This window comes from Vibrio sp. 14N.309.X.WAT.E.F5, assembly GCF_030397615.1.
Classification (GTDB): Bacteria; Pseudomonadota; Gammaproteobacteria; order Enterobacterales; family Vibrionaceae; genus Vibrio; species Vibrio lentus.
In genome coordinates this window covers 65,215-87,556 of sequence record NZ_JAPNXR010000011.1, presented here as the reverse complement: position 1 = coordinate 87,556, position 22,342 = coordinate 65,215, and the positions used below count along the sequence as shown (strand labels likewise).

The 22,342-nt window shown below is 43.6% G+C and carries 16 protein-coding genes; 15 read left to right on the top strand and 1 reads right to left on the bottom strand.

The features are described 5' to 3' along the window. Window positions 1-60: 60 nt before the first annotated feature. The gene (locus OW495_RS13810; protein WP_102513332.1) at window positions 61-3,234 is read right to left on the bottom strand and encodes an HD domain-containing phosphohydrolase; all 3,174 of its coding nucleotides are present in this window, start codon (window positions 3,232-3,234) and stop codon (window positions 61-63) included. A 372-nt stretch (window positions 3,235-3,606) separates the two neighbouring features. Between OW495_RS13810 and tssI the strand changes: the two genes are divergently transcribed. From tssI to OW495_RS13735, 15 genes are all read left to right on the top strand, one after another. Continuing rightward, on the top strand, window positions 3,607-5,589 hold the full coding sequence (tssI, locus tag OW495_RS13805) for a type VI secretion system tip protein TssI/VgrG (protein WP_102513333.1): 1,983 nt from the start codon (window positions 3,607-3,609) through the stop codon (window positions 5,587-5,589). Between the two features lie 86 nt (window positions 5,590-5,675). Then, window positions 5,676-6,236, top strand: a complete 561-nt coding sequence (locus OW495_RS13800) for a hypothetical protein (protein WP_102513334.1) — start codon at window positions 5,676-5,678, stop codon at window positions 6,234-6,236. A 24-nt stretch (window positions 6,237-6,260) separates the two neighbouring features. Further along, the gene (locus OW495_RS13795) at window positions 6,261-6,560 is read left to right on the top strand and encodes a PAAR domain-containing protein (RefSeq protein WP_017110734.1); all 300 of its coding nucleotides are present in this window, start codon (window positions 6,261-6,263) and stop codon (window positions 6,558-6,560) included. A 220-nt stretch (window positions 6,561-6,780) separates the two neighbouring features. Then, entirely contained in the window at window positions 6,781-8,241 is a 1,461-nt protein-coding gene (locus tag OW495_RS13790) for a type VI secretion system ImpA family N-terminal domain-containing protein (RefSeq protein ID WP_102513335.1), read from the top strand. Window positions 8,242-8,273: 32 nt separating this feature from the next. Next, entirely contained in the window at window positions 8,274-8,795 is a 522-nt protein-coding gene (locus tag OW495_RS13785; RefSeq protein ID WP_017110736.1) for a type VI secretion system tube protein Hcp, read from the top strand. A gap of 19 nt (window positions 8,796-8,814) precedes the next feature. Beyond that, complete coding sequence (tssB, locus tag OW495_RS13780) at window positions 8,815-9,318, top strand: type VI secretion system contractile sheath small subunit (RefSeq protein WP_017110737.1); 504 nt, start codon at window positions 8,815-8,817, stop codon at window positions 9,316-9,318. After that, window positions 9,318-10,796 carry a type VI secretion system contractile sheath large subunit gene (tssC, locus tag OW495_RS13775; RefSeq protein WP_050621114.1) on the top strand — a complete coding sequence of 493 codons (1,479 nt, stop codon included), beginning with the start codon at window positions 9,318-9,320 and terminating at the stop codon, window positions 10,794-10,796. Before tssB ends, tssC begins: the two co-directional genes overlap by 1 nt. 38 nt (window positions 10,797-10,834) lie before the next feature. After that, window positions 10,835-12,229, top strand: a complete 1,395-nt coding sequence (locus OW495_RS13770) for a type VI secretion system contractile sheath large subunit (RefSeq protein WP_102513336.1) — start codon at window positions 10,835-10,837, stop codon at window positions 12,227-12,229. Continuing rightward, window positions 12,229-12,651 (top strand): GPW/gp25 family protein, encoded by a 423-nt coding sequence (locus OW495_RS13765; protein ID WP_102513337.1) that lies wholly within the window; start codon window positions 12,229-12,231, stop codon window positions 12,649-12,651. The genes OW495_RS13770 and OW495_RS13765 overlap by 1 nt, the downstream gene beginning before the upstream one ends. Further along, window positions 12,644-14,395, top strand: coding sequence for a type VI secretion system baseplate subunit TssF (gene tssF, locus OW495_RS13760; RefSeq protein WP_289887048.1), 1,752 nt, complete (start codon window positions 12,644-12,646; stop codon window positions 14,393-14,395). The genes OW495_RS13765 and tssF overlap by 8 nt, the downstream gene beginning before the upstream one ends. A gap of 64 nt (window positions 14,396-14,459) precedes the next feature. Continuing rightward, on the top strand, window positions 14,460-15,392 hold the full coding sequence (locus OW495_RS13755; RefSeq protein WP_102291127.1) for a type VI secretion system baseplate subunit TssG: 933 nt from the start codon (window positions 14,460-14,462) through the stop codon (window positions 15,390-15,392). A gap of 46 nt (window positions 15,393-15,438) precedes the next feature. Continuing rightward, complete coding sequence (gene tssH / locus OW495_RS13750; protein ID WP_102513377.1) at window positions 15,439-18,051, top strand: type VI secretion system ATPase TssH; 2,613 nt, start codon at window positions 15,439-15,441, stop codon at window positions 18,049-18,051. 10 nt (window positions 18,052-18,061) lie between these two features. Then, a complete protein-coding gene (locus OW495_RS13745) occupies window positions 18,062-20,629 on the top strand; it encodes an MFS transporter (RefSeq protein WP_102513378.1) in 2,568 nt (855 codons plus the stop codon). Then, complete coding sequence (locus OW495_RS13740) at window positions 20,626-21,624, top strand: ABC transporter substrate-binding protein (protein ID WP_102513379.1); 999 nt, start codon at window positions 20,626-20,628, stop codon at window positions 21,622-21,624. The genes OW495_RS13745 and OW495_RS13740 overlap by 4 nt, the downstream gene beginning before the upstream one ends. After that, on the top strand, window positions 21,611-22,339 hold the full coding sequence (locus OW495_RS13735) for a transporter substrate-binding domain-containing protein (RefSeq protein WP_102513380.1): 729 nt from the start codon (window positions 21,611-21,613) through the stop codon (window positions 22,337-22,339). The genes OW495_RS13740 and OW495_RS13735 overlap by 14 nt, the downstream gene beginning before the upstream one ends. The last annotated feature ends 3 nt before the right edge of the window (window positions 22,340-22,342 follow it).

Sequence of the window (22,342 nt, the reverse complement as noted above, 5' to 3'; positions counted from 1 at the left end):
AAAGACGCACTCATGTGCGCCTTTCATTCATAGAACTCGTTCTAACAAGCCAACCTTTGGTCAAGCAATCTGGCGAGTCACTTCGAGGTATTTATTGATATCAACAAAATCTATCTGTTCCGGTTTCAGATACTCTTCTGCATATTGGATATGCGTGCCGCTGGTCAAGAACAGTCTAAACAGCTCGATATCTAGATGCTCATCCAGCGCCATTTTGTACATAATGTCGACAGCTACGCTAATTGGCTTCGCTTTCTTATAAGGTCTATCAGCGGCGGTTAACGCCTCAAAAATATCAGAAATAACCAAAATACGTTCTGGGATTGAAAGGTCGTCTGCTGTTAGCTTCCTTGGGTAGCCTGTGCCTTTAAGGGTTTCATGGTGAGTCGACGCATAGCGAGGCACACGGCTTAGCTCTTTCGGGAATGGCAGGTTTTCAAGCATCTTGATGGTACCAAGCATGTGCTCATTTATCTTGAACCTATCTTCAGCAGTTAAGGTGCCTCGCGCAATACTCAGGTTATAGACTTCACCTAGATTGTATAAGTGCTCTGGAACGTCCATTTTAATCTGATGTTTCGGGTCAAATTCTAATGGTCTATCTCTTTTCACTATGTGTTCAGGTTTGTCACTCAGAAGTGGCTCTGTCGCAGGTAAGCTTGAACTCGATGCCCTATTCATCGCTTCAATTGGCGATAGGCCGAGTTGATCGTCGAAATTACGCGTCCAAGTCGTTTCAGCGATAGAATGAATACGGGCAACCTTATCATCACTCATAAATTCACCACCCACATTAGATGTTGCGATAAACGCAAAATCGTCTTGTAGCTTTTTCTTCGTTATAGCTAACTCTTCGGCTATCTGATCCGTTGGTAATTCACCTTCAAGCTGCTTACGCAAAGCCGTAATTTCTGCATCACGCCAAAGCACCTCAAATCGTGTTCTCACCTCGTGAATACGGTTATAGTTCGCTTCTAGCTTAGAGCCTTTATCCACGATATGTTCTGGCGTGGTGATCTTTCCGCAATCATGCAGCCACGCAGCTATTCTAAACTCACGGCGCTCATCATCATTCTCAAACTTAAAGTCTTTGAAGTGCTCAGATTGTGATTGTTCAGCCGCATCAGCCAGCATCAAACCGAGTTCTGGCACACGATTACAATGTCCTGCCGTATAAGCGGACTTATCATCGATCGCTTGAGCGATGAGCTTGATAAACGACTCAACAAACGCCTCTTGAGTTTGCTCATGTTGCTTGAGTTCTGTCGACATCTCTTTGACTGCAACCGACAACTCCCATATTTCCTTAATTCGAGTATCCAGCACGGTCACGCTGTCATAATCACGCAGTTTAATCTTACTCGTCTCTGCTTTTAATTGACGAATAGGACGGACAATAGGCGCACCAAAGATCCAAGCTACAGGCAAGGTTAGGCTCATCAAAAGCACGGTCACGCCAATAGAAGTTGCCACTCGCTTGTTCACCGCACTGTAAATTTCCGCTTCTGGTATCGCTACTGCAAAATATTCAGAGTACTGCGCGCCCGTCTCAATCTTTTTCAGATATAAGCGCTTAGCTTCACCATTAAGCACAATCTTAACCATTTCGCCCTCGGTGGTCGCTGTCGCAGTTCTTTCATAGAGCTCCGTATAAGGAATGGTTGTACCGGTATTTAGTGCCGGATGTTGAAACCACTTTTGCGATAATGCGGCTTTCTGTTCTTCCGTTAATGCATTTATGGCTTGGTTGATGATTGGTAACAGCTGTTGATGTTTATTCTGCAGCACAATGTGAAACTGGTTTGGATAGCTCGCTTTCAAGTCCGATAGCGCTTCATTCACTTTGAGGTTTGCATGGAAAAATTTATCCAACGAAAACGACAGCACGGGCTTAGCATCGAGTACCGCAAAATATTCTCCATTTTCAACAGCATCCAATGCCGATTCCATGTCGGAAAACTCAACAAGTTCGATATTTGGGAAGTCTGCTCTCAACTGAGGTGTAATCGACCACCCTGATAGAATCGCGACTTTTTCACCTTCAAGCTCAGTATAATTTGATAGGGTTTGAACATCACCTCGAGTGACAACAGAGAAAGGCAGTTCATAGATAGCGTCAGTGTATAAACCTTTCACACCATTGCTTTCATAGTTCTGGATTGAATGCAGGCCATCAATGCTTCCCTCTTGAAACTTGCCGGTTAACTCCGCCCACGAAAAGCCATTCACAAATTCAAACCTAACCCCGCTCATCTCACTGATCATTTTTAAGAGATCAATCGCGTAACCGTGTGGTTCTCCAGATACAGAGAAGTCCATCGGTCCCCAATCATTTTGATTAGAGAACAACAAAGGAGGTGTTTTTTCTATGATGGCTTGTTGCTCAGAAGACCAATTGATTTCACTAGCTTGAGGGAGTACTTGTGTCGTTTCAACATCACGATTAGACGCGATAATGTTGCCGGATTTGGAGTATAAGAAAGATTCAACCTGACTGTCTTCATCAAGATCCAATGCACTCGCAGATAACTTGCTTGCCAAAGATGACAAGACGATATCGATGCCTATCACATGTTGTGTATCGCCAGCAGCTTTTGATTCAAAGGCTAGAGAATAGGTTTGTCCCGTTATCTGGAGATGCTGGAAAAGGTAAGGCTGCGTTTTTTCAACCGTCTCTGTGTTAGCGGATTCATACCAAGGTCTTGTCGTCGGAAAGTAATTACTCGGTTCTGTCTTTGACTCCCTGAGATTAAACTCAAGGTCATAGTATTTGGTCGTACGGATACGGCCTGCTTCTCTATCACTGATCTCAATCACAACCCATCGATCTGAACTATCAGCACCGATTTTATCTCTCACAAAAGGAGATGATTCCAGGTTGATAATCTGAAAGAAACGCTCGTTAGAAGACCCAATATAAATACTGTAAAATAGCGGATTGTCTTTTATCGCTTCTGAGAGAATTCCACGCGACTCTTCCCGAGAAATCTGGTGGCTAATAGAGCGGTGTACTGAAGAGAGTAAACGAGCAGTATTTATCGCGTCTGAGTCGACGTTACCGATATAGTCGCTTAAGTCCTGAGATACCATGGTCAACTTGGACAAGGTATGCTCTGTCGCCATTTTTTTACTGAAGTAGTATTGAAGTGAAACCGCAACGATCGCTGTCAGTACCGTTGCAAGCAAAAACATCCCTCCAACGGTAAACCGTAACGAGATTTTTGTGTTCGTCATTATTCTATCCTTGAATAATCACTAGCCCAGAAATGTAACATGCTAGCAATATTTATATTATTACTACGGCATACTGTCTCTAGCAACACATTATTCTATATATTATTTAAGATCTCCCTATATCCCCCTCTGCGTCGCAATAACCTCGTATTTAAATGACACTTAACAATATAAAACAGCAAGTAATTACCCCAACTAAATTAATGGTATTTGTTTTCATAAAATGGAAACGCCTCACGCCTTTGTTATGATGCTTATTATATTATTTACTTTATGCTATAAATTTAGATATAAAGTTTTAACATCAAGTCAGTTCGTTAGTATCGACATAACCTTATGTCAGGACACCTTCGAGCATTATCAGGCGAGCCTATGACGGATAATTTCTCCCCTTCTGCCAGTACGATTGTGGCAAAAGATTCTAAAAGCAACGAGCATGCAGTCAGCGATTTTGCTATTTCTGAGTACTTATCGAAGCCTTTTAAAATCGAACTCACAGTCATTTCAAAGAACTTCGTTATCGATGACCAACTGGGCCAAAAACTCTCTATCACCCGCTTTGTTAATGACACCGATAACTTGACCGCTACGCGAGTGTTCAACGGCATTGTTACACAAGTTCAACTGCTGGGTATGGACAGTAATCTGCAGTACTCTAGTTACCGTGTCACCCTAAGGCCATGGTTCTGGTTGTTGAAACACACCCACTCTTTCCGTGTTTATCAAACCCAATCGACCAAAGACATCGTTTCAGATGTGCTAACCCAAGCTGGTTTCAGTGGCTCCTTTAAGGCTGGCACGATGCCCTCATCGAAACGTGAATATTGCGTTCAATACGATGAAAGCGACTTTGATTTTGTTACGCGCTTATTGGCTGAGGAAGGCGTTCACTACTTTTTCCAACACAGCGATTCCGACCATCTAATGATGCTTCAAGATGCGCAGAGTCCTTTTCAAAAATCTGATGCTAGCAAACTCGACATGATTGAAGTTCCTTCAGGCAGTAATCCATTACTTGATAAATGGATGCCACAAAGCCAGTTTCATGGCGCCAGCATCGAATTAACCAGTTATGATTACTCACAGACTAAACTTGTGAGCAGTAAAGAGAAGAAATCCAGCCATACAATCGCTAACAACACCAAGTTAACGAAACAGTTTTACCCGAAACTTGGCATCACGGGTGGAATGGAAGATCTCGCCAGTAATCTAGTTAAACGACGTATCGAACAATTAGAACAAAACTATCAAACTGTCGAAGCCGAAGCACAACACGATTCATTTGAATTAGGTACTTGGTTCTCACTGTCATCCCACTTAGACAAAGCTCAACTCGGCGATTATCTGGTCACGGAACTCCACATTCGATACAACACTGAAAATCACTGTGAGACACGGCTCACCCTACTTGATACTTCAATTCCTAATTATCCGACGCCGCGAGATAAGGCCAGAATACACGGCCTACAAAGCGCAATTGTCGCAGGAAGCACCGCGGGTGAGATAAATCAGGATGACCAAGGCAGAGTTCGTATTCAGTTTCATTGGGATACGGAGGCCTCTGGTGACAAAACAAGTTGTTATGTGCGGGTTGCTCAGATGATGGCAGGCAGTGGTTATGGTGCTCAGTTTATCCCGAGAGTAGGACAAGAGGTTCTGGTCAGCTTCATAGATGGCGACCCAGACCAACCGATTATTACAGGAAGCGTCTACAACAGTAAAAATCCGCCGCCTTACAAAGAAGCCAACTCAACGAAAACAGGCATTAGTACTAAGTTAAGCGGATTGGCCAATGAGCTCTATTTCGATGATAAGAAAGACAATGAACTCTTGTATATGCACGCGACCAAAGACTTTACCAAAGAAGTCGAGAACAACCTGACTGAGACAATCAAAGGCGAACTGCTACAGAAAACAACCAAGCAAGTTACTGTCTCAACAGAAGATAATTACACACTGAGTTCAGACAAAGCGATCAGTGAGAAAGGTAAGTCCATCTCGCTAGAAGCCGATGACAAGATAGAGCTGACGGTAGGATCAAGTAAGATCACCATGTCTTCATCTTCCATCAGTATTGAAGCCAGCAACATTGATATTAAAGCGAGCAGCGCGCTAAACCTTGAAGGGTTGAATGTGACGAGCAAGGCAACATCCGCCAATAAGATATCCGGTGTGACAACCACTCTCGAAGCAACAAGCTCAAACAGTATCAAAGGACTCAGTGTCGCCATTAAAGCGGATACGACACTGTCAGCTGAAGGCTCATTAAGTGCCGAATTTAAATCTGGTTTGAAAGGCACTTTTGATGGTGGAGTGATGGGCGAGCTGAAAGGCGCAATTGTTAAGGTGAATTAATGTGTTCAAAGAAAGTCACCTCTCAATATCAAATCGCGATGGAAGATCATCAGTCACCACAGACAAAATTCAGGTAGAACGAAAATATGTATAAGAAAATTCCATATCAGACTGGCAGACAATTACTCGATAGGTTCTCGAGCTCTGACGAAGCGCAAGCACTGATTGATGAAGAGCTCAACATTAATGATTCCATTGAAGCTTTGTTGGAAAATGAACTCTATTTCGACTTGGTTCAGTTTCTTGCGCACGGGCTGCCTGTTCGAGAAGCCATTTGGTGGGGCGCGCATACACTCGATGCAAGAAATGATGTGTGGTCTACAATGCAAAAGCAGTGTATTTCAACAGCCAAGGCTTGGGTGAAATCGCCTTCAGAAGAACAGAGACGAAAGAGCGAGCTTTTTTCCAACAAGCTTAAATTGAATTGCGGGCCATCTTGGTTGGCTCAAGCCGTATTCTGGAATGGAACAGGCAGTATCGTGGCACCAGATTTACCCAGCGTCCTGCCCGACCCGTTCCTCTACTCTAAGGCAGTCGCAGGCGCGATCAACCATTCTGCGGCCTTACCCAATTGGGATAAAACCAACGAGTATTATAAGAAATCCATTGGTATTGCCCTCGAGCTTGCCAAAGGCAGCAAATCATAAAGTTACGGATGACAGGAGTGAACGATGACATTAGCCGCACGATTAACTGACATGCATGTATGCCCAATGCAGACGCCCGCGGTTCCACCCATTCCCCACGTTGGCGGGCCAATCAGTGGACCAGGAGTCCCTACGGTTCTCATTGGCAATATGCCAGCCGCGACGCTTGGGGACATGTGCGTTTGTGTCGGGCCTCCAGATAGCATCATCAAAGGCAGTGCCACTGTGCTCATAATGAGTAAACCCGCTGCGCGTATGGGCGATACTACAAGCCACGGTGGCACGATTGTTCTTGGTATGCCAACCGTAATGATTGGTGGTTAAACACCTTACATTTCATAGGGTTTCAAATAATCGTGACATCCGTCCACTTTCTTAGATGAAGTTCAAAGTTTTAAGTAAATATCTATTTTGCATGAGACTTTTCAAGAAAAAGCTCTAGAATTAATAAATGTTAACAAGTGTTTACGAAACATAAGGAATATGTATCGAAATGAACACTTAATGCGATCGGGATAACAAATAGATTTTTTACAGGATGTATATGACAGAAATCGCTAACCTACTTGTTCCAATCTCAGATGAAGAGCCATCAGGCTCTTACTTGAAGTTAGATCGAAGTGCCTACCGCAGCTTGAGAAACGTTTACAATAGCGCTCAATCTTCATTTCGACAGTTGGTTGAAACGCCTGATGCATCGTCTGACCCCGCCATTGTTGATGCCAATACAGAAAATTGGGCTGAATTGAGAAAAGTTTCAGAAGAAACACTTGCTGAGCAATCTAAAGACCTCGAAATATTAGGTTGGTACATCACTAGTCAACTTTTCACTTCACAGCCGTTTTATAACCTTGCTAACGCTGTCCCTACTCTGAATCTTTTCATCGACCAATTTTGGGACACGCTCAATCCAATGCTGCCGGAAGCTAAACTCAAAGCTTCTGACGAGGCTGGGAAAGCAAAGGAAATCACTGAATTCAGAACTAAACCCCTACTTCAATTAGTTGGAGAGTCTGCTGACTCAAGCTCTGTGTACATCCCTTTTCAAATGCTCGATTTTTGCGGTGGTGTCACATTCGGCGACTACCTCACAGCTGAGCGTAAAGGCAACATTGCAGAGCTGAAAGAAACAGCATTAGGTTCGTTTGATCAAAGCGTTTCAGAAATACTTTTTCAATTGGCGAATATTTATAGTGAATTAGAAGTTGCCGAAAAAAACCTAGCAGGAAAATGCCAAGCCGTTGGCGCAACCGTTATTAGTTTCAACTTCATCAAGACCAACGTGCGTGATCTGATTAAAGCAATACATTTTCTTGTTGGAGAAAAATTCACGCCTTGGCCTTTGGATAACGACTTCCACGTTCTACAGAACGCAGCTGAGGAGCCTCAGCAAAGTGATTCGATACATTCGGCATCCCAACAATCGAATTCAGCCTCGAACGACTTAGGTTCTGCATCTGAAGCAAACCAAAGTTCAGGCCAAGCTAACCCAGTAAATCAGGGTAATGAAAGTGTTGCTAATGGCAGTCCGGCTCAGGCAGCAAACGATCAACCCGCTCAAACTCAAATGGCCGTACAAAATGTATCGAGCATCAACGGCATTGTGAATCGTGACCATGCGTTTCAAGAGATTAGAAAAATAGCGGAATACTTTAAAGAAACAGAGCCTCATAGCCCTATCGCTTTCTTACTTGAGCGTTCTATTCGTTGGGGCTACATGAGTTTCCCTGAGTTACTACAAGAAATGGTTGGCAATGACAATGTCATCGCCCAGATCAATCAAATGACCGGAATGGACAACCTAGACAAACTCGATTTGTCGGGAAAGTCGGTTCCTGTAACAACTTCCGCTCCGGTGAGAACTCCGGTAGCGACCTCGACTATTGAAGAGCCAGCGGCAGTATCGCCAGTTCCTGATAGTTCAAATAGTACGACAGATACAAACCAAACATCTGAACCGACTTCCAACTCATCATCGAGCAGCCTGCAAGATTTTGAGTGGTAAAGCACATTAATGCGTTGAGCAAGGAGAAAGTAATGGCTTCTATTTTTATGAGAATTGATGGTACGACACCAAAAGGTGCAGCAACGGTAGAAAAGATCGGGGGCAAAGATGGATTCTTTGCACTTGATAGTGTTTCTTGGAGTGCAGTACGTGGTGTTGGTATCGATGTAGGTAATGCAAACAATGCGGACCAAGGTATGGTTGCTCTTGGTGAAGTCAACATGACTCGTGGCTGTGATGGTGCAACACCGCATCTAACCACTTTCTTATATGCGCCGGGTCCAGAAGGTCGCACCGTTGAAATAGTAATGACAAAACCAAATCGTGAAGGTTCTGGTGCTGATCCATACCTGATTCTAACGCTAAAAATGGCTCGTATGTCTAGCTACAACATGTCTGGCACAGACGGTTCACTTCCAAGCGAATCTTTCAGCCTAACCTACACAGAAATTTCTAAAGCTTACTACATTGAAGCAGACGGCGGTAAGATCGAGAAAGGCCCTGAAGTTGGCTTCGATGCTACTACAGCTAAAGTTACTTCAACTGCTAAGTAATTAAACAAGGAGAGTTACCGTGGCACTAAATTCCCAACATAAACGCGTAAGTAAGAACCGCGTAAGTATTACCTATGACGTTGAGACTAATGGCGCTGTAGAAACCAAAGAGCTCCCTTTTGTTGTTGGGGTTATTGGTGACTACTCAGGCCACAAGCAAGATAAAGAAGAAGTAGAAGATCGTACCTTCTATAACGTTGATAAAGACAACTTCGATACGGTAATGAAGCGTGTAGGTCCAGAACTATCATTAAAAGTCGATAACGTTCTTGCTGGTGATGACAGCCAATTTGCGGCGAGTCTTAAGTTCAATTCGATGAAAGATTTCGAACCTGAAGCGATAATCGAACAGGTTGAACCGCTTAAGAAGCTAGTCGAAACCCGTAATCAACTGAAGGTACTGCTTTCTAAAGCCGATCGTTCTCGCGACCTAGAAAAGCTGCTTAAAGAAGTTCTACAAAGTGCAGATACGATTAATGCTCTTTCTGATGAGCTTGGTATTAAAGAAGAAGGAGCTGAGTAATGAGTACTGAAACTGAGAATCAAGCGCAACCGGAGGCGGCGGAAGGCTCACTGAGCTTCCTAGACCGTGCGATTGAAGCAACCACTCAAACACCCGCTGACACAACGAAAGAACTGTTTTCTGTACTAACAGAGCAAGCTCTTTCTGGCACGGTGACATGGGATAAGAACGTTACAAAGACCATTGAAAACGCTATCTCTGAGATTGACAAGAAACTGTCTCAACAGTTATCTGAAGTCATGCAACAGAAAGACCTACAAAAGCTTGAAGGTTCTTGGCGTGGTCTACAAAAGCTCGTAAAAGAGAGCGAACTTGGCCGTGATCTGAAGATCAAAATGGTCGATTACACTCAAGAAGAGCTGCTTGATCAATTCGAAGATGCGCCTGCGATTGACCGCAGCCCACTATTCAATGCGGTTTACCAAGGTGAATTCGGTACTGCTGGTGGTGAACCTTACGGTACATTCATTGGTGACTACGAGTTTAGCGCGAAAGATGAAGATGTTGCCCTACTTCGCTACATGGGTGAAGTTGCTGCAGCGTGTCACGCACCATTCATTGCCGCTGCAAATGCTGAGATGTTTGAGTTTAACGACTTCCAAACCTTCTCTGAAGGCAAACCGGTAGCTGCTGGTTTCGACTCTCCTGCTTACGCAGCATGGAATTCATTCCGTGAAAGTGATGATGCACGCTACGTAACGCTAACGCTGCCTCGCACTCTGGCTCGTCTACCTTATGGTGACAAAGGCCTAAGTACGGATATCTTTGCTTATGAAGAACTAGGCACTGATATGGATGGCAATCCTAAACCAACTAGCAATGACCAGTTGGTTTGGTCAAATGCAGCGTATGATCTAGGTCTTAAAATGACTCAAGCGTATACCGCTTCTGGCTGGTGTACTTCTATTCGTGGACTTGATAACGGTGGTAAGGTCGAGAATCTTCCAAACCTAACTTACAAGTCTGAAGCTGGCGATCTACTTCAGCAGTGTCCAACAGAAGTTAACCTAACAGATGAGCGCGAGAAAGAGCTTTCTGACCTTGGTTTCCTTCCTTTAGTTCACTACAAAAGCTCTAACTACGCAGTATTTATCGGCGGTCAAACAACTCAGAAGCCTAAAACCTTCACTGACCCAGATGCAACAGCAAACGCTGCAATTTCTGCGCGTCTACCTTACATCATGGCGAGTAGCCGTATCGCCCACTACTTGAAAGTAATGGGTCGAGACAAATTAGGCTCGAATCTTGAAGCTCCGGATATCAAACGAGAGCTACAACTATGGATCGACCAATACACCAACGCTGGTGCAATTGGTAATGAGCAACGTGCAAAAACCCCTCTTTGTGAATCTCGCATTGAAGTGGTCGAGCAACCTGGTAAGCCGGGTGCCTACTCAGCAGTCGCTCATTTAAGACCTTGGTTACAACTTGAAGAATTGACTACCTCAGTTCGAATGGTTGCGAAGATTCCAGGCTAATATGGATTTGGCCGGAGCAATCCGGCCAAAAATTTTGTATGAAGTTAAATACAGAATGGCAAAACAAATTCAACCAATTAGATGACACAGATAATACCTTTATGAAAGAGGCTTTATCTCTGTTATCTGAGCTAGACAAACACTCCTTAAACTCTAAATCCTCACTAATTTCATTGATATCAACACTTATATCAACAATCGATACTAAGCTCAGTTTGCAGCTTGATGAAGTCTTACATGAACCAGAGTTTCAAAAGCTAGAACGTAACTGGCTAAGCCTTCAACAACTTGTTTCCCTACCCGTCAGCTATCAAAGAGCTCATGTGAAGCTACTCGATATGAATTGGGCGGAGATCTCCAGTGACGTAAACCAAGCCTATTCCACCAAATCCAGCGACTTGTATAACAAGATAGGCAACAATGAATTGAATACCTTAGGTGGACACCCTTTTGGTTGCATCACATTCAGTCACCCTATCTCGATGGACATCGATTTTGACGCTGATTACGACGATCTGTTTACCGTAGAACTGTTAGGTAAATTAGGCGAAGCGACACTCTGCCCTATGTTGTTTTCGCCAGTATCCACGTTCTTTGGTGAAAGCGGCGCAGATTGGTTTTCAGACATAGAACGTATCAACAAGATCCTTTCTGGTCCCGACTTTAAAGCGTGGCAAGATTTACGCAGTAAACCAAGTTCTCGCTTTATCGGCATGGCGCTTCCTCAAGTGCGCCTTCGTGAGGCTTACCAAAACCGACGAGCAGGATTTATTTATAACGAGCAAGGTAAAGGCTGTTGGGGTTTAGCCAACATGGTGCTGGCAACCACGATCATGCGAGAGTTCCACCGTGTGAACTGGTTTGGTTTTTTGAAATCTCGTTGGAACGATAAGCTTCAAGGCGCTGTCATCAACCTTCCTGCGAATCACTATTTCGATAGCCACCTGCAAAAGCCAGTAACGGACATTAGCTTGTTCGGACAACTGTCGAATTTCTACGCGCAGAGCGGCTTTATCCCATTAGCGAAGAGTCCTTTAACCGATAAGTTTTACTTCAATGGTAACAATTCGATTTGGCAATGCGGACAAAGTGACAACGACAAAGTACTGACCCAAATTCAAACCACACTGATGTCTTGCCGAATCGCGCACTACCTAAAAGTTCAAGTAAGAGAGATGATAGGTAGCTTCAACAACGCCACAGAATGTGAGTTGTTTTTGACACACTGGATAGAGAAGTTCTCAAGTAACGTTTCATTTGCCAATGAGGAAACCTTATCCAAATACCCACTCAGCTTCGCCAAAGTGAGCGTGACGGAATCGAGTTCTCAAGCTGGCAGCTTCGCTTGTACTCTGCGCATTGTTCCTCAATACCAGTTTGATTACTTCAGTGGCGAAGTGGTCCTAACTACCGACCTAAATGAGGTGGCGTAATGAGCTTTTGGACAACCTTTATTAGCGATTCGAAGCCTTATAAGGATGCAGAGATTGAAGACATCAAGTTCCATCTCACCAAACTCCTAGAAGCTGAGGCATCACTGACAGACATTGACAACAGATTGGTCGAAGTAAACCGTTCCAACTTGAAGTTTGGTATCGAAGATATTCAGTTATTGAGTGCAACCTTAGAAAAGACTCAGCTTACCTTACGTATAGAAACATGGATTAAGAGCTTTGAACCACGATTGCACGACATCTCCGTTGAGTTAGGAGAACGTAAAGAAGGCGATAACTCACTGTCGTTCAACATCATTGCCAAGGTAAAGACTAGCTATGGTGAACAGGACCTTATCTTTGATTCCAAAATCGCATTAAACGACTTAACGACCTCTTTAGAAGAAGATAACTATGACTGAACCTATTATGCGTTACTTCGAACAGGAACTGGCCTTTGTGCGCCGTTCATTAGGACAGTTTGGTCAAGAATATCCGACGCACGCTGAAAAGCTCAATATTCATCAAGGTAAGATCGAAGACCCGAGCATGGCTCGCCTCTTGGATGGAGTAGCACTATTAAACGCAAAGGTAGAAAAGAAGCTATCAGAGCAACTACCTGAAGTTATTGAAGGCATTTTAAGTGTCCTCTATCCTTCTTATATTCAGACGGTGCCTAGTGTCGCTTATCTTGAATTAACTACCGAAGAGGGCCTTGTTGAATCCAACATCTTGCCAAAAGGGTCTCTGTTTTCGAGCACAAACACAAAAAATGAGTGCTTATTTAGAACCGTTGATGAACTTAAAATTGCCCCGTTTAACCTAGGCAACATCAAAGCTTTAAGCGCCCCATTTAGCTTCAACAGACCCAAATCGGCCTATCAAAGCTCTGCTGTTGTTCAAATATCACTGAGCACTGGTGACCCAGAAGTACATTTCAGCCATTTAGAACTGAATGACCTCGACTTCTTCGTCAAAGGGTTTGAAAATAACGCAGACTCGCTAGTCGAACTTCTTCTCAATAACACCTTGTCGATTTCGATTTCAGACAGTGAATGCGCTCGACACGTAACCGTTGATAGCCACCAGCTTAAGAACCGAATTAGCGATCTCGAGTTTAAGTTTCTACCTGAACATGGAAATCAATTCACGGGTTACCAACTGATTAACGAATTCTTCTTTTTCAAAGAGAAGCGACAATTCTTCAGGCTCAAGAATTTTGCCGAATACGCGAGACAATTTGACGAATCTGAAATCGTCATTAACTTATTCATGTCATCATTACCGTCTGAGTTTATCCGCTTATTCAATAAAGATGTCTTCAAGCTCAATGTGATGCCCGCGATTAACTTGTTCGAACAAACAGGCGAACCGATCCCTTACGATCACAGAACCCTTTCTGTTCCAGTCAATGCCGACGCGCACAGTGACAACAATATCGAAATCATTGAAATTCAGAATATTTACGAAATCACGCCCAATGGTGAGATACCTTTAGTTCCTCTTTTTAAAGAAAAATATTCACACAACCAACAGTACGACTACTGGCAAAGCAAACACAATCACTTCGGTGAAATGAGCATTGCGATTTCGTTATCTGACACGCCAAATACTGAATTCAGTAAGCTACTCGGTACTCGCTTACTGTGTACTAATGGCAAACAAGCTTGTGGTGTAAGTGGCACGTTAGAATGCCTAGAAAGCATCGACTTACCCGGTGAGTTTTCACCTATTTATCCACCTTCAGCACCCATTCCCAAAGAAGTTGACCAAAACATCCATTGGGAATTTATTAGTTTACTGAACACCAATTTTTCATCATTGGTGCAATCGAGCAACCCAGTCGCCGACCTAAAGCACATGTTAAGTTTGTGTAGTCGTGAACAGGTATCAAGCGCTGAAATTCAGATGATTCATTCCATTACGTTCAACTCCCAAGTGTCCGCTATTCGCGTGTTGGGCAAGAACGTGTTCTCTCCCGGAACCGAGATTGAACTGACACTCGATGCGACCTCCCCTTATTTGGCGTTTGCCGATGTGTTGAATCGCTTCTTCCAGCAATTTTGTAGCTTTGACCGATATATTCAACTCAAGATCCGTATCTACGGACGAGATGGTATCGTCAAAAAGTACCCTAAAATTCACGGTAGTCAGTTGTGTCTATAACGCAGCGAATATCGGTAATACCGCCAGCGATACATAGCCAAAGCGATGGTCATAGGGAGATGATATGAAGAACTTCATCGAAGATTTAGCAACTCAGCCTGAGAAATACGACTTCTCACAGGCGATGAGGTTGTTGGAGCAACTTCAGTCCCAAAGTACCACGCCGTTACAGATTCAATTGAAATCTGAGGCAATGCCGACGGGTAATCCTCAGGAGATTCAATATTTCTCGTTAAAGGGAAATAAGGCCAAGCTCAGATTAGCGAAGCAAGCGCTCTCTGGCGTTAAAGGCGTGATACCGAATTATATTTACGAAGAGCTATTAGCGGCGATACACAACGAAGATCATTCTCTGCAAGATTTTCTGGACGTGTTCAATCAAAGACACTTCGAAATTACCTATCGAACCAATGCACGACGTTGGTTGCTCGTTGAAAGCGAACAAAATCCGAAGAAAACAGCGTTATTGAATCACTTAGCAGCGCTAGGGAAAGAACACAAAGAGTACCTGCAATACTCTTTGCTACTGAGCCAACAAAGCCGCAGCCTTACAACTTTGAAAAAGATCCTAAATGACTTTTTCCCTTATTCGATCGAGGTTGAATGTAAAGCCTTTGAACGACGTCTTTTACCTGCAGATTCATTGACTCGAATCGGTACTGACCGTGATTTCAACAGTCGCTTAGGACAAGGTTTTTTAGTTGGAAGAACCTGCCTAGCCCACTTTAATAATTTGAATATTTTCGTTACTCCGGAAAACAGACAGGAGTTTCTAGAAATTCAACAAGATGATCAATTTGCCAAAGCCGTGTTGTCTTTGACTCAGCATTACCTAAAAGACAGTACGCCCATTGCCATTTACCTGAACGTTAAGCGTTCATATTTAACCAGACCCCGTTTATCAAGCAACGTTTCTATTGCCGCTCGTTTAGGTGAGATTGACTACCTAGCACCTGAACGTAACCCCAATGAAACCGTAAAGATTTTGCTTTTGTAGTTCGTAATACGGAATGTATAGATTATAGAGATACAAGGAATTGACTATGACACAAGTAACTCTCACTAACTTAGTAGGAAAGCTATCTCCCGAGCTAAAGCAAGCGCTGGAAGCGTCGGCGGGCGCGGCGATGAACCAAGGTGTTGGAGCGATAGAAACAGAACACTGGATTCTTCAACTCATCTCGCAGAAAGACGCAAAACTCATGGCGCTGTGCGAATCTCAAAAGCTTTCACTAGACGCACTAGTTAATGAACTGACCAAGAAAATCTCTATGTTGCCTAAAGGTAATGAAGGACAGCCAACATTAAGCCACAGCTTAACTGAGTTGATCAAAGATGCTTGGATGATTGCATCTGTAAACTACGGCCACGGCGAGATTGTCAGCTTGCACCTTATTCAAGCGCTGATGCAACAAAACGTGCTCGGTGTGAGTACCCTGCAGCTCGAAACATTAAGCAGTGTGTCATTAGAATCTCTGCAAGGTCTGATCAAGAAAACCCCTATTGCACGTAACTCTGCCGCGCCTTCAGCTAGTGGAACTGTCGACACGACGCCCGCAGGCAACGACGCATTAAGCAAATACACGGTCAACCTGACTCAACAAGCGATTGATGGGAATATCGACCCAATTTCTGGCCGTAATGCCGAAGTAAGAAAAGCGATTGATATCTTATGTCGTAAACGTCAAAACAACCCGATTATGGTAGGTGAACCTGGTGTGGGTAAAACCGCTGTTGTCGAAGGCTTAGCGCTAAGAATCGCCGCGGATGAAGTCCCGAGTGCGTTACAAGGTGTACAAATTCACTCGCTAGATCTTGGGTTACTGCAAGCTGGTGCAAGCGTTAAAGGTGAATTTGAAAACCGCCTAAAAGACGTCATCAACGAAGTGAAAAGCTCTGAAATTCCTATCATTGTTTTCATCGATGAAGCTCATACGCTCATTGGTGCAGGCGGCGCTGCTGGACAAAACGATGCGGCCAACCTTCTCAAACCAGCGCTAGCACGTGGTGAGTTCAAAACCATTGCAGCGACAACTTGGGCAGAATACAAGAAGTACTTCGAAAAAGACCCGGCTCTAACACGTCGATTCCAAGTCGTAACCATTGAAGAGCCTAACGCTGAAGATGCAATGCAAATGCTGCGTGGCGTAGCCGCTTCATTGCAAGCTCACCATGGTGCGTTTATCGCAGAATCAGCAATAGAAGCAGCGGTTAACCTATCAATCCGTTACCTACCAAGCCGCCAACTACCAGACAAAGCAATCAGCCTGCTCGATACCGCCAGTGCACGAATTGCACTGACACAAGGTGCGAAACCTGAAGTATTGGAAACGCTAGAGCAGACCATTCGCTATCAAGAAAATGAAAAATCGGCGCTTGAGAAAGAAGACGCCCTATTCTCGAACAGCGCCGAGTTAATCAAAGAACTCACTCTATCAATTGAAGAAAACCAAAAAGCATTGGCTGCTTATTACACGCGTTGGGAAAAAGAGATTGAGTTAGTCGACCAAATCAAATCTGTTCAACAAGAGATAACCGAAGAACAAGAGCAAAATGCGGTTGATTCTAACAAACAGAAGCAACTCGATACTCTAAGAACTGAATTAGCGGATCTTCAAGGGGAAGAACCTCTTGTTTATGCCATGGTCGACGACAACACCATTGCTCAAGTCATTGCCAATTGGACAGGTATCCCGGTGGGCAACATGATGAGTGATGAAATCGCCAAGCTGCTTACCTTGGAAGACGAACTTAATACTCGAGTCATTGGTCAAGATGTTGCGAAGAATGAGCTAGCAAAAGCGATTCGCATCTCCCGTGCTGGTTTAACCGATAATCGTAAACCTATTGGTGTGTTCTTGATGTGTGGCCCGAGTGGTGTGGGTAAAACCGAAACCGCCATGGCGCTTGCGGAGCAACTGTACGGAGGTAGTAACGACCTTACCGTGATTAACATGACCGAGTTCAAAGAAGAGCATAAGATCTCTATGTTACTCGGCTCGCCTGCCGGTTATGTCGGCTTTGGTGAAGGAGGTGTGTTAACGGAAGCTATTCGACGCAATCCTTACTCAGTGCTTCTATTGGATGAGATGGAGAAAGCACACCCTGGCGTGCATGACTTGTTCTATCAAATCTTCGATAAAGGCCATATCAAAGACAGTGAAGGTCGCACCGTCGATTTCAAAAACACCATCATCATTATGACGTCGAACGCAGCCGACCAAGCTATCTGTGATGTATGCGCTAAAACCACAGACCGTATCGACAACGATGAGTTACTTGAAGCAATTCGTCCAGATCTGCAGCAATACTTTAAGCCAGCTTTCTTAGGCCGAACCACTATTGTTCCTTACTACCCACTTAATGACGAAGAGCTCGCGAAGATCACAGAGATCTCGCTCAATCGAATCAAGAAGAAACTTGCGGAGCAATATCAGGCTTCGTTCACTTGGGATGCGGATTTCATTCAGTTCGTGGTTGACCGTAATACCGACCCAACGACAGGTGGCCGTGCTGTTGAACAAATCATTAACAGCTCATTGATGCCTAGATTGGCTGAAGAGTGTATTGGACGTCTAAGTCGTAGCGAACCGATAACTCAAGTTACTGTTAGCGCAACCAACAATAGTGCCGACTTCGATTTATCGATTAAGTAGGTCTTAACTAATGAACAGCAAAGCCAGCCAAACCTTGACCAAACCTTCATTACTTAACCTGTCTCTTCGGGTTAAATTGATGTTGGCCATCATGGCGGTTTTGCTGTTTTCCATCACCTTAAATGCTACGTTAAACTATTTCAATTTCGAGAAAAGACTCACTGAAACCTCAGATTCTATCTATGAGATTGTGTTGGAAGAAACACATAACGATATCAACCAAGCCATCAGTTTGGGCTTACCTCTCTCAGCGATATCCAACATCCAAAGTATGCTAGACCGTCGTTTAAAAATCGTTGACGGTATTACCGCCTTGGTGGTCGTTTCTAGTTCTGGCGAACGACTATTTAGTACTGGAGAGGGAAATCAAGAAAATGACCGTCAGCTATCGCTCGACATCACTAACTCCTTTGGTTTAGTCGAAGGCCAAGTAAAGCTCTACTATTCCACAACGCTGTTAGAGCAACAGAAAACCTTCTTGCTCAAGCTCCAGTTTCTCTATTCGGCAATTTGGATACTACTCTCTTGCTTGATTGCCTTTATCGCCTTGAAGTACCTATTGAAAGGTATTGTAGGCCGAGTAAAAGGCGCAACTGCAATATTTGAATCCGCTACCGATTCGGATGAATTGCTACCAACGATTACCCAAGCTCACAAGGCGCTGCAATCCCCAAACTCATTGTCTAAGTTTGAGAAGTTAAAAAATAAGCACTTTCCGGTGTTTATCATCTCTCTTGCTATCCTGCTGACCATCATTGCCAACCTTGGGGTTTCGTATCAATCGCTAGACAAGTTTTCACAGATTTACGAGGTTAAGCTCGAACAAAAGTCCAACCTGATTGGCGACTCGTTAAATCAGATGATTAAAGGGTTACTCGACAAAGGCGTTCCTGACGACAAACTGCATGGCTTAGAAGATGAATTTGCTTTCTTCGTTGATCACCATAGCGAAATTCTGTCGATTAACTTTGAAGGACAGTCAGGCTCTTCCTATCGCTACCCTGAAGAACAAGTTGTGCACCCTTCTATCCGAGAATCGACGTTCTCACTCAACAACAGCCATACGATTCAATTGAACGTCACCACAGATAATAATTTGATCATCAACCTACTCAAAGAAAGCGTCATGGACATGATTACTGTCTTGGTCGCCTCTTGTCTTGTGGTAGCCGAAATCATTCTGTTCATGTGCAATTTCATGATCATTTCGCCTTGGAACCAAGTAAAGAAAGTGTTCATGTTGGTGAACCGCGACATCGTTAATCACTTGGCGAAGATCTCTACGCGCGATGAAATTGGCAAACTACTTAACCTCACCAACCAAGCCATTACTAAGCTAAACCCAAATCAGCCATCTCAAGATATCGACAAACAAGACTTTCGATTCATTCGCTTACCCCTATTCTTATTGGTGTTCTCAGAAGCGTCTTCGTTGGCCTTTTTCCCTAGATTCGTCTCTTCATTAGAAAACACAACCGGTTGGATACCTGAAAACCTAGTCACTAGCTTACCCATCTCCCTATTCATGCTTTGCTGGGCCATCTCGCTGCCGTTTGCTGGTTATTGGTCAGACAAAGTAGGTAGAAGACATTCGTTAATGACTGGGGGGCTAATCACTTGTATTGGCTTAGTCGCGACGGCTTTCATTCAATCTTTAGAGTTCTTGCTTATAGCGCGCGCTTTCACGGCTGTCGGCTACGGTATCGTGTTCATTTCGGCGCAAGGCTATGTCTCAGATACCACCAATGATTCTAATCGCACTAAAGGCATGGCGACTTTCTTGTCTTCGTTCTTTTCAGGTTCTTTATGTGGAGCCGCTATCGGAGGAATCTTAGCGGAGAAACTTGGGTACTCAGAAACGTTTATGCTTGCAGGGTTATTGGCAACACTCAGTGTGTTACTGGTGTATGTGTTTTTTGAAAAATCAAATACCGGAAACTCAAGCAAACCCGTCAAACTAAAAGATTTCAAGCTGCTGTTAAGTAACAAGTACTTTGCCTTGATCACGATATTCAGTGCTATACCTGCGAAGATCGTACTCACCGGTTTCCTTTACTACATCTGCCCTGTTTATCTGCAATTCCTTGGTGAAAGTAGCTCTGTTTCTGGGCGTGTGATTATGGCTTATGGCCTCGCGATCATTCTAATTTCACCATTGAGTGCCATTTTAGTCGATAAGCTTAAAAACAAAATGGCCTTTATTTTTATTGGCGGATTACTTTCGTCCCTTGCCTTGCTCAACTTCTATTTTTTCCAAGGCACATTAGGGTTGCTACTTATTGTTATTATAATTGGTATCGCACACGGCATCTGTGTTTCTCCTCAAATACCTTTAGTCATCGACCTACTTTCTGGGCAAGGGATCGAGAAAGGCAAAATCATCGGTATCTTCAGGCTTACAGAGCGTATTGGTAATATCGCAGGGCCAATGCTAGCTGGGGTATGTTTAAGTATCTTCGGTTACGACCAAACCATTCTTATATTTGGCGCATCACTACTCGCAAGTTCCTTTAGCTTAATTGTCTTTTTCTCCATATTTTTGAAGTCCGATAAACAGAAGCTAGGGGTTCAATCATGAGATTTATAGTGTTCGTCCTTAGCTTTATTTTAATAACTCCACTCTCGTTCGCTAAAAGTGACGAAAAACATGTCATTCTTTTATTATGGCGAGGGGTAACCGATGCCGAGCAAGGCTTCATGGATTATTTATCGCAGCATGTTGATGTGCGGTTTACCATTCTCGATGCGAATAGGGATAAAGCACAGCTCAAACAACACATTCAAGATCTAGAATATAGAGATGCCGATCTCATTTATTCCTTTGGTACGACTATCACCTTGAATTTACTAGGGACTTATACAGAACCCAGCGAATTTAGAATGAACAACTCGACGCCTGTTGTGTTCAGTATTGTGACCGACCCCGTGGGTTCTAAGTTGATTGCTGATTTATCTTCAAACGATAGAAATTTTACCGGTGTATCGCACATCGTACCCCATGAAATACAATTTAAAGCGATAGAAAAACTCAATAACATTTCAAGCCTTGGGGTTATATATAACGCTGACGAAAATAATTCGATTATCACCGCAAATAAAATGATGGAGTTATCGGAAATTTATAACAAGCGTGTTATGTTGTACCCACTAAACATTGATAAAAGTAAGTCAAACAGCGACTTAATTAACCTCACGATAAACAATATGAAACGTGATGGTGTCGATATGGCTTATTTACCACCTGATTCATACATCATCACCCAAGGAGGGGAAGTCGTATCAGGGCTACATTCGAAAGGTATCCCCACATTTTCGGCAACCGAAAGCCCAATAAGAAACCATAAGGCCTTATTTGGTATTGTTAGCCGCTACTACAATGTTGGTCAATTTGCTGGATACAAAGCGAAGAACATATTAAAAGGAACTCAAAAAGCTTCAGACATTCCTATAGAGTCACTTAGCCAATATTCCTATATTGTTAATATCGAAGCCGCTCATAAGCTCGACTATTACCCGCCAGTGTCAATATTGAAAATATCTGAAGTGATAGGACACTCTAATGATGTTAACTAGAGCCTCAACCATCAGATTATCGTTACTCACCCTACTCATCTCGACGTTTTGGTCGATGAGTGCTTCTGCTCAGGTAAAAACTGGGCCATCTCGCCTAATGCTTACCACACAAGATTGGCCGCCGTACCAAACCTATGAAAACGCCTCAATGCAAGGAATCGCATTAGACAAAGTTAAATGCGCCTTAGGCATGATGGGACAGCCTTATCAACTTACGATGACCACTTGGTCTGATGCTCAATTGCGTGTTCACAGTGGCAGTCAACACGGTTTCTTCGTGGCAACCCAAACCTCAGAACGTGATGAATACGCAACGCTGTCGGCACCTATCGCAAAACAAACCTTGAATTGGTATTTTGGCCCAGGAGTGGAGCCGAAGGTTGATGAATTGTCAAAGTTAAACCTTAACTTTTCTGCCAAATTTGGCTCAAACAAATGGTTTTGGCTAAAACGTAATGGATTTAACGTCGTTAAGCAGCCACGAGATGCTAAAGTATTACTAAGACTTTTAAAACAAAGGGAAATTGATGTTGTTTTAGAGGATGAGTTGGTCTTTAAAAGAGAACTGGATAAAGCCTCTTTACCACTCGATTACTTCAATTCGACGAACTTAGATACCAAGGATATGGGGGTCTACTTCTCGAATCGATTCCTTAAAACCTATTCAGGTTTCTTAGACAGTTTTAACTCAGCCATATCCAAGTGCAAGGAGTAGCCA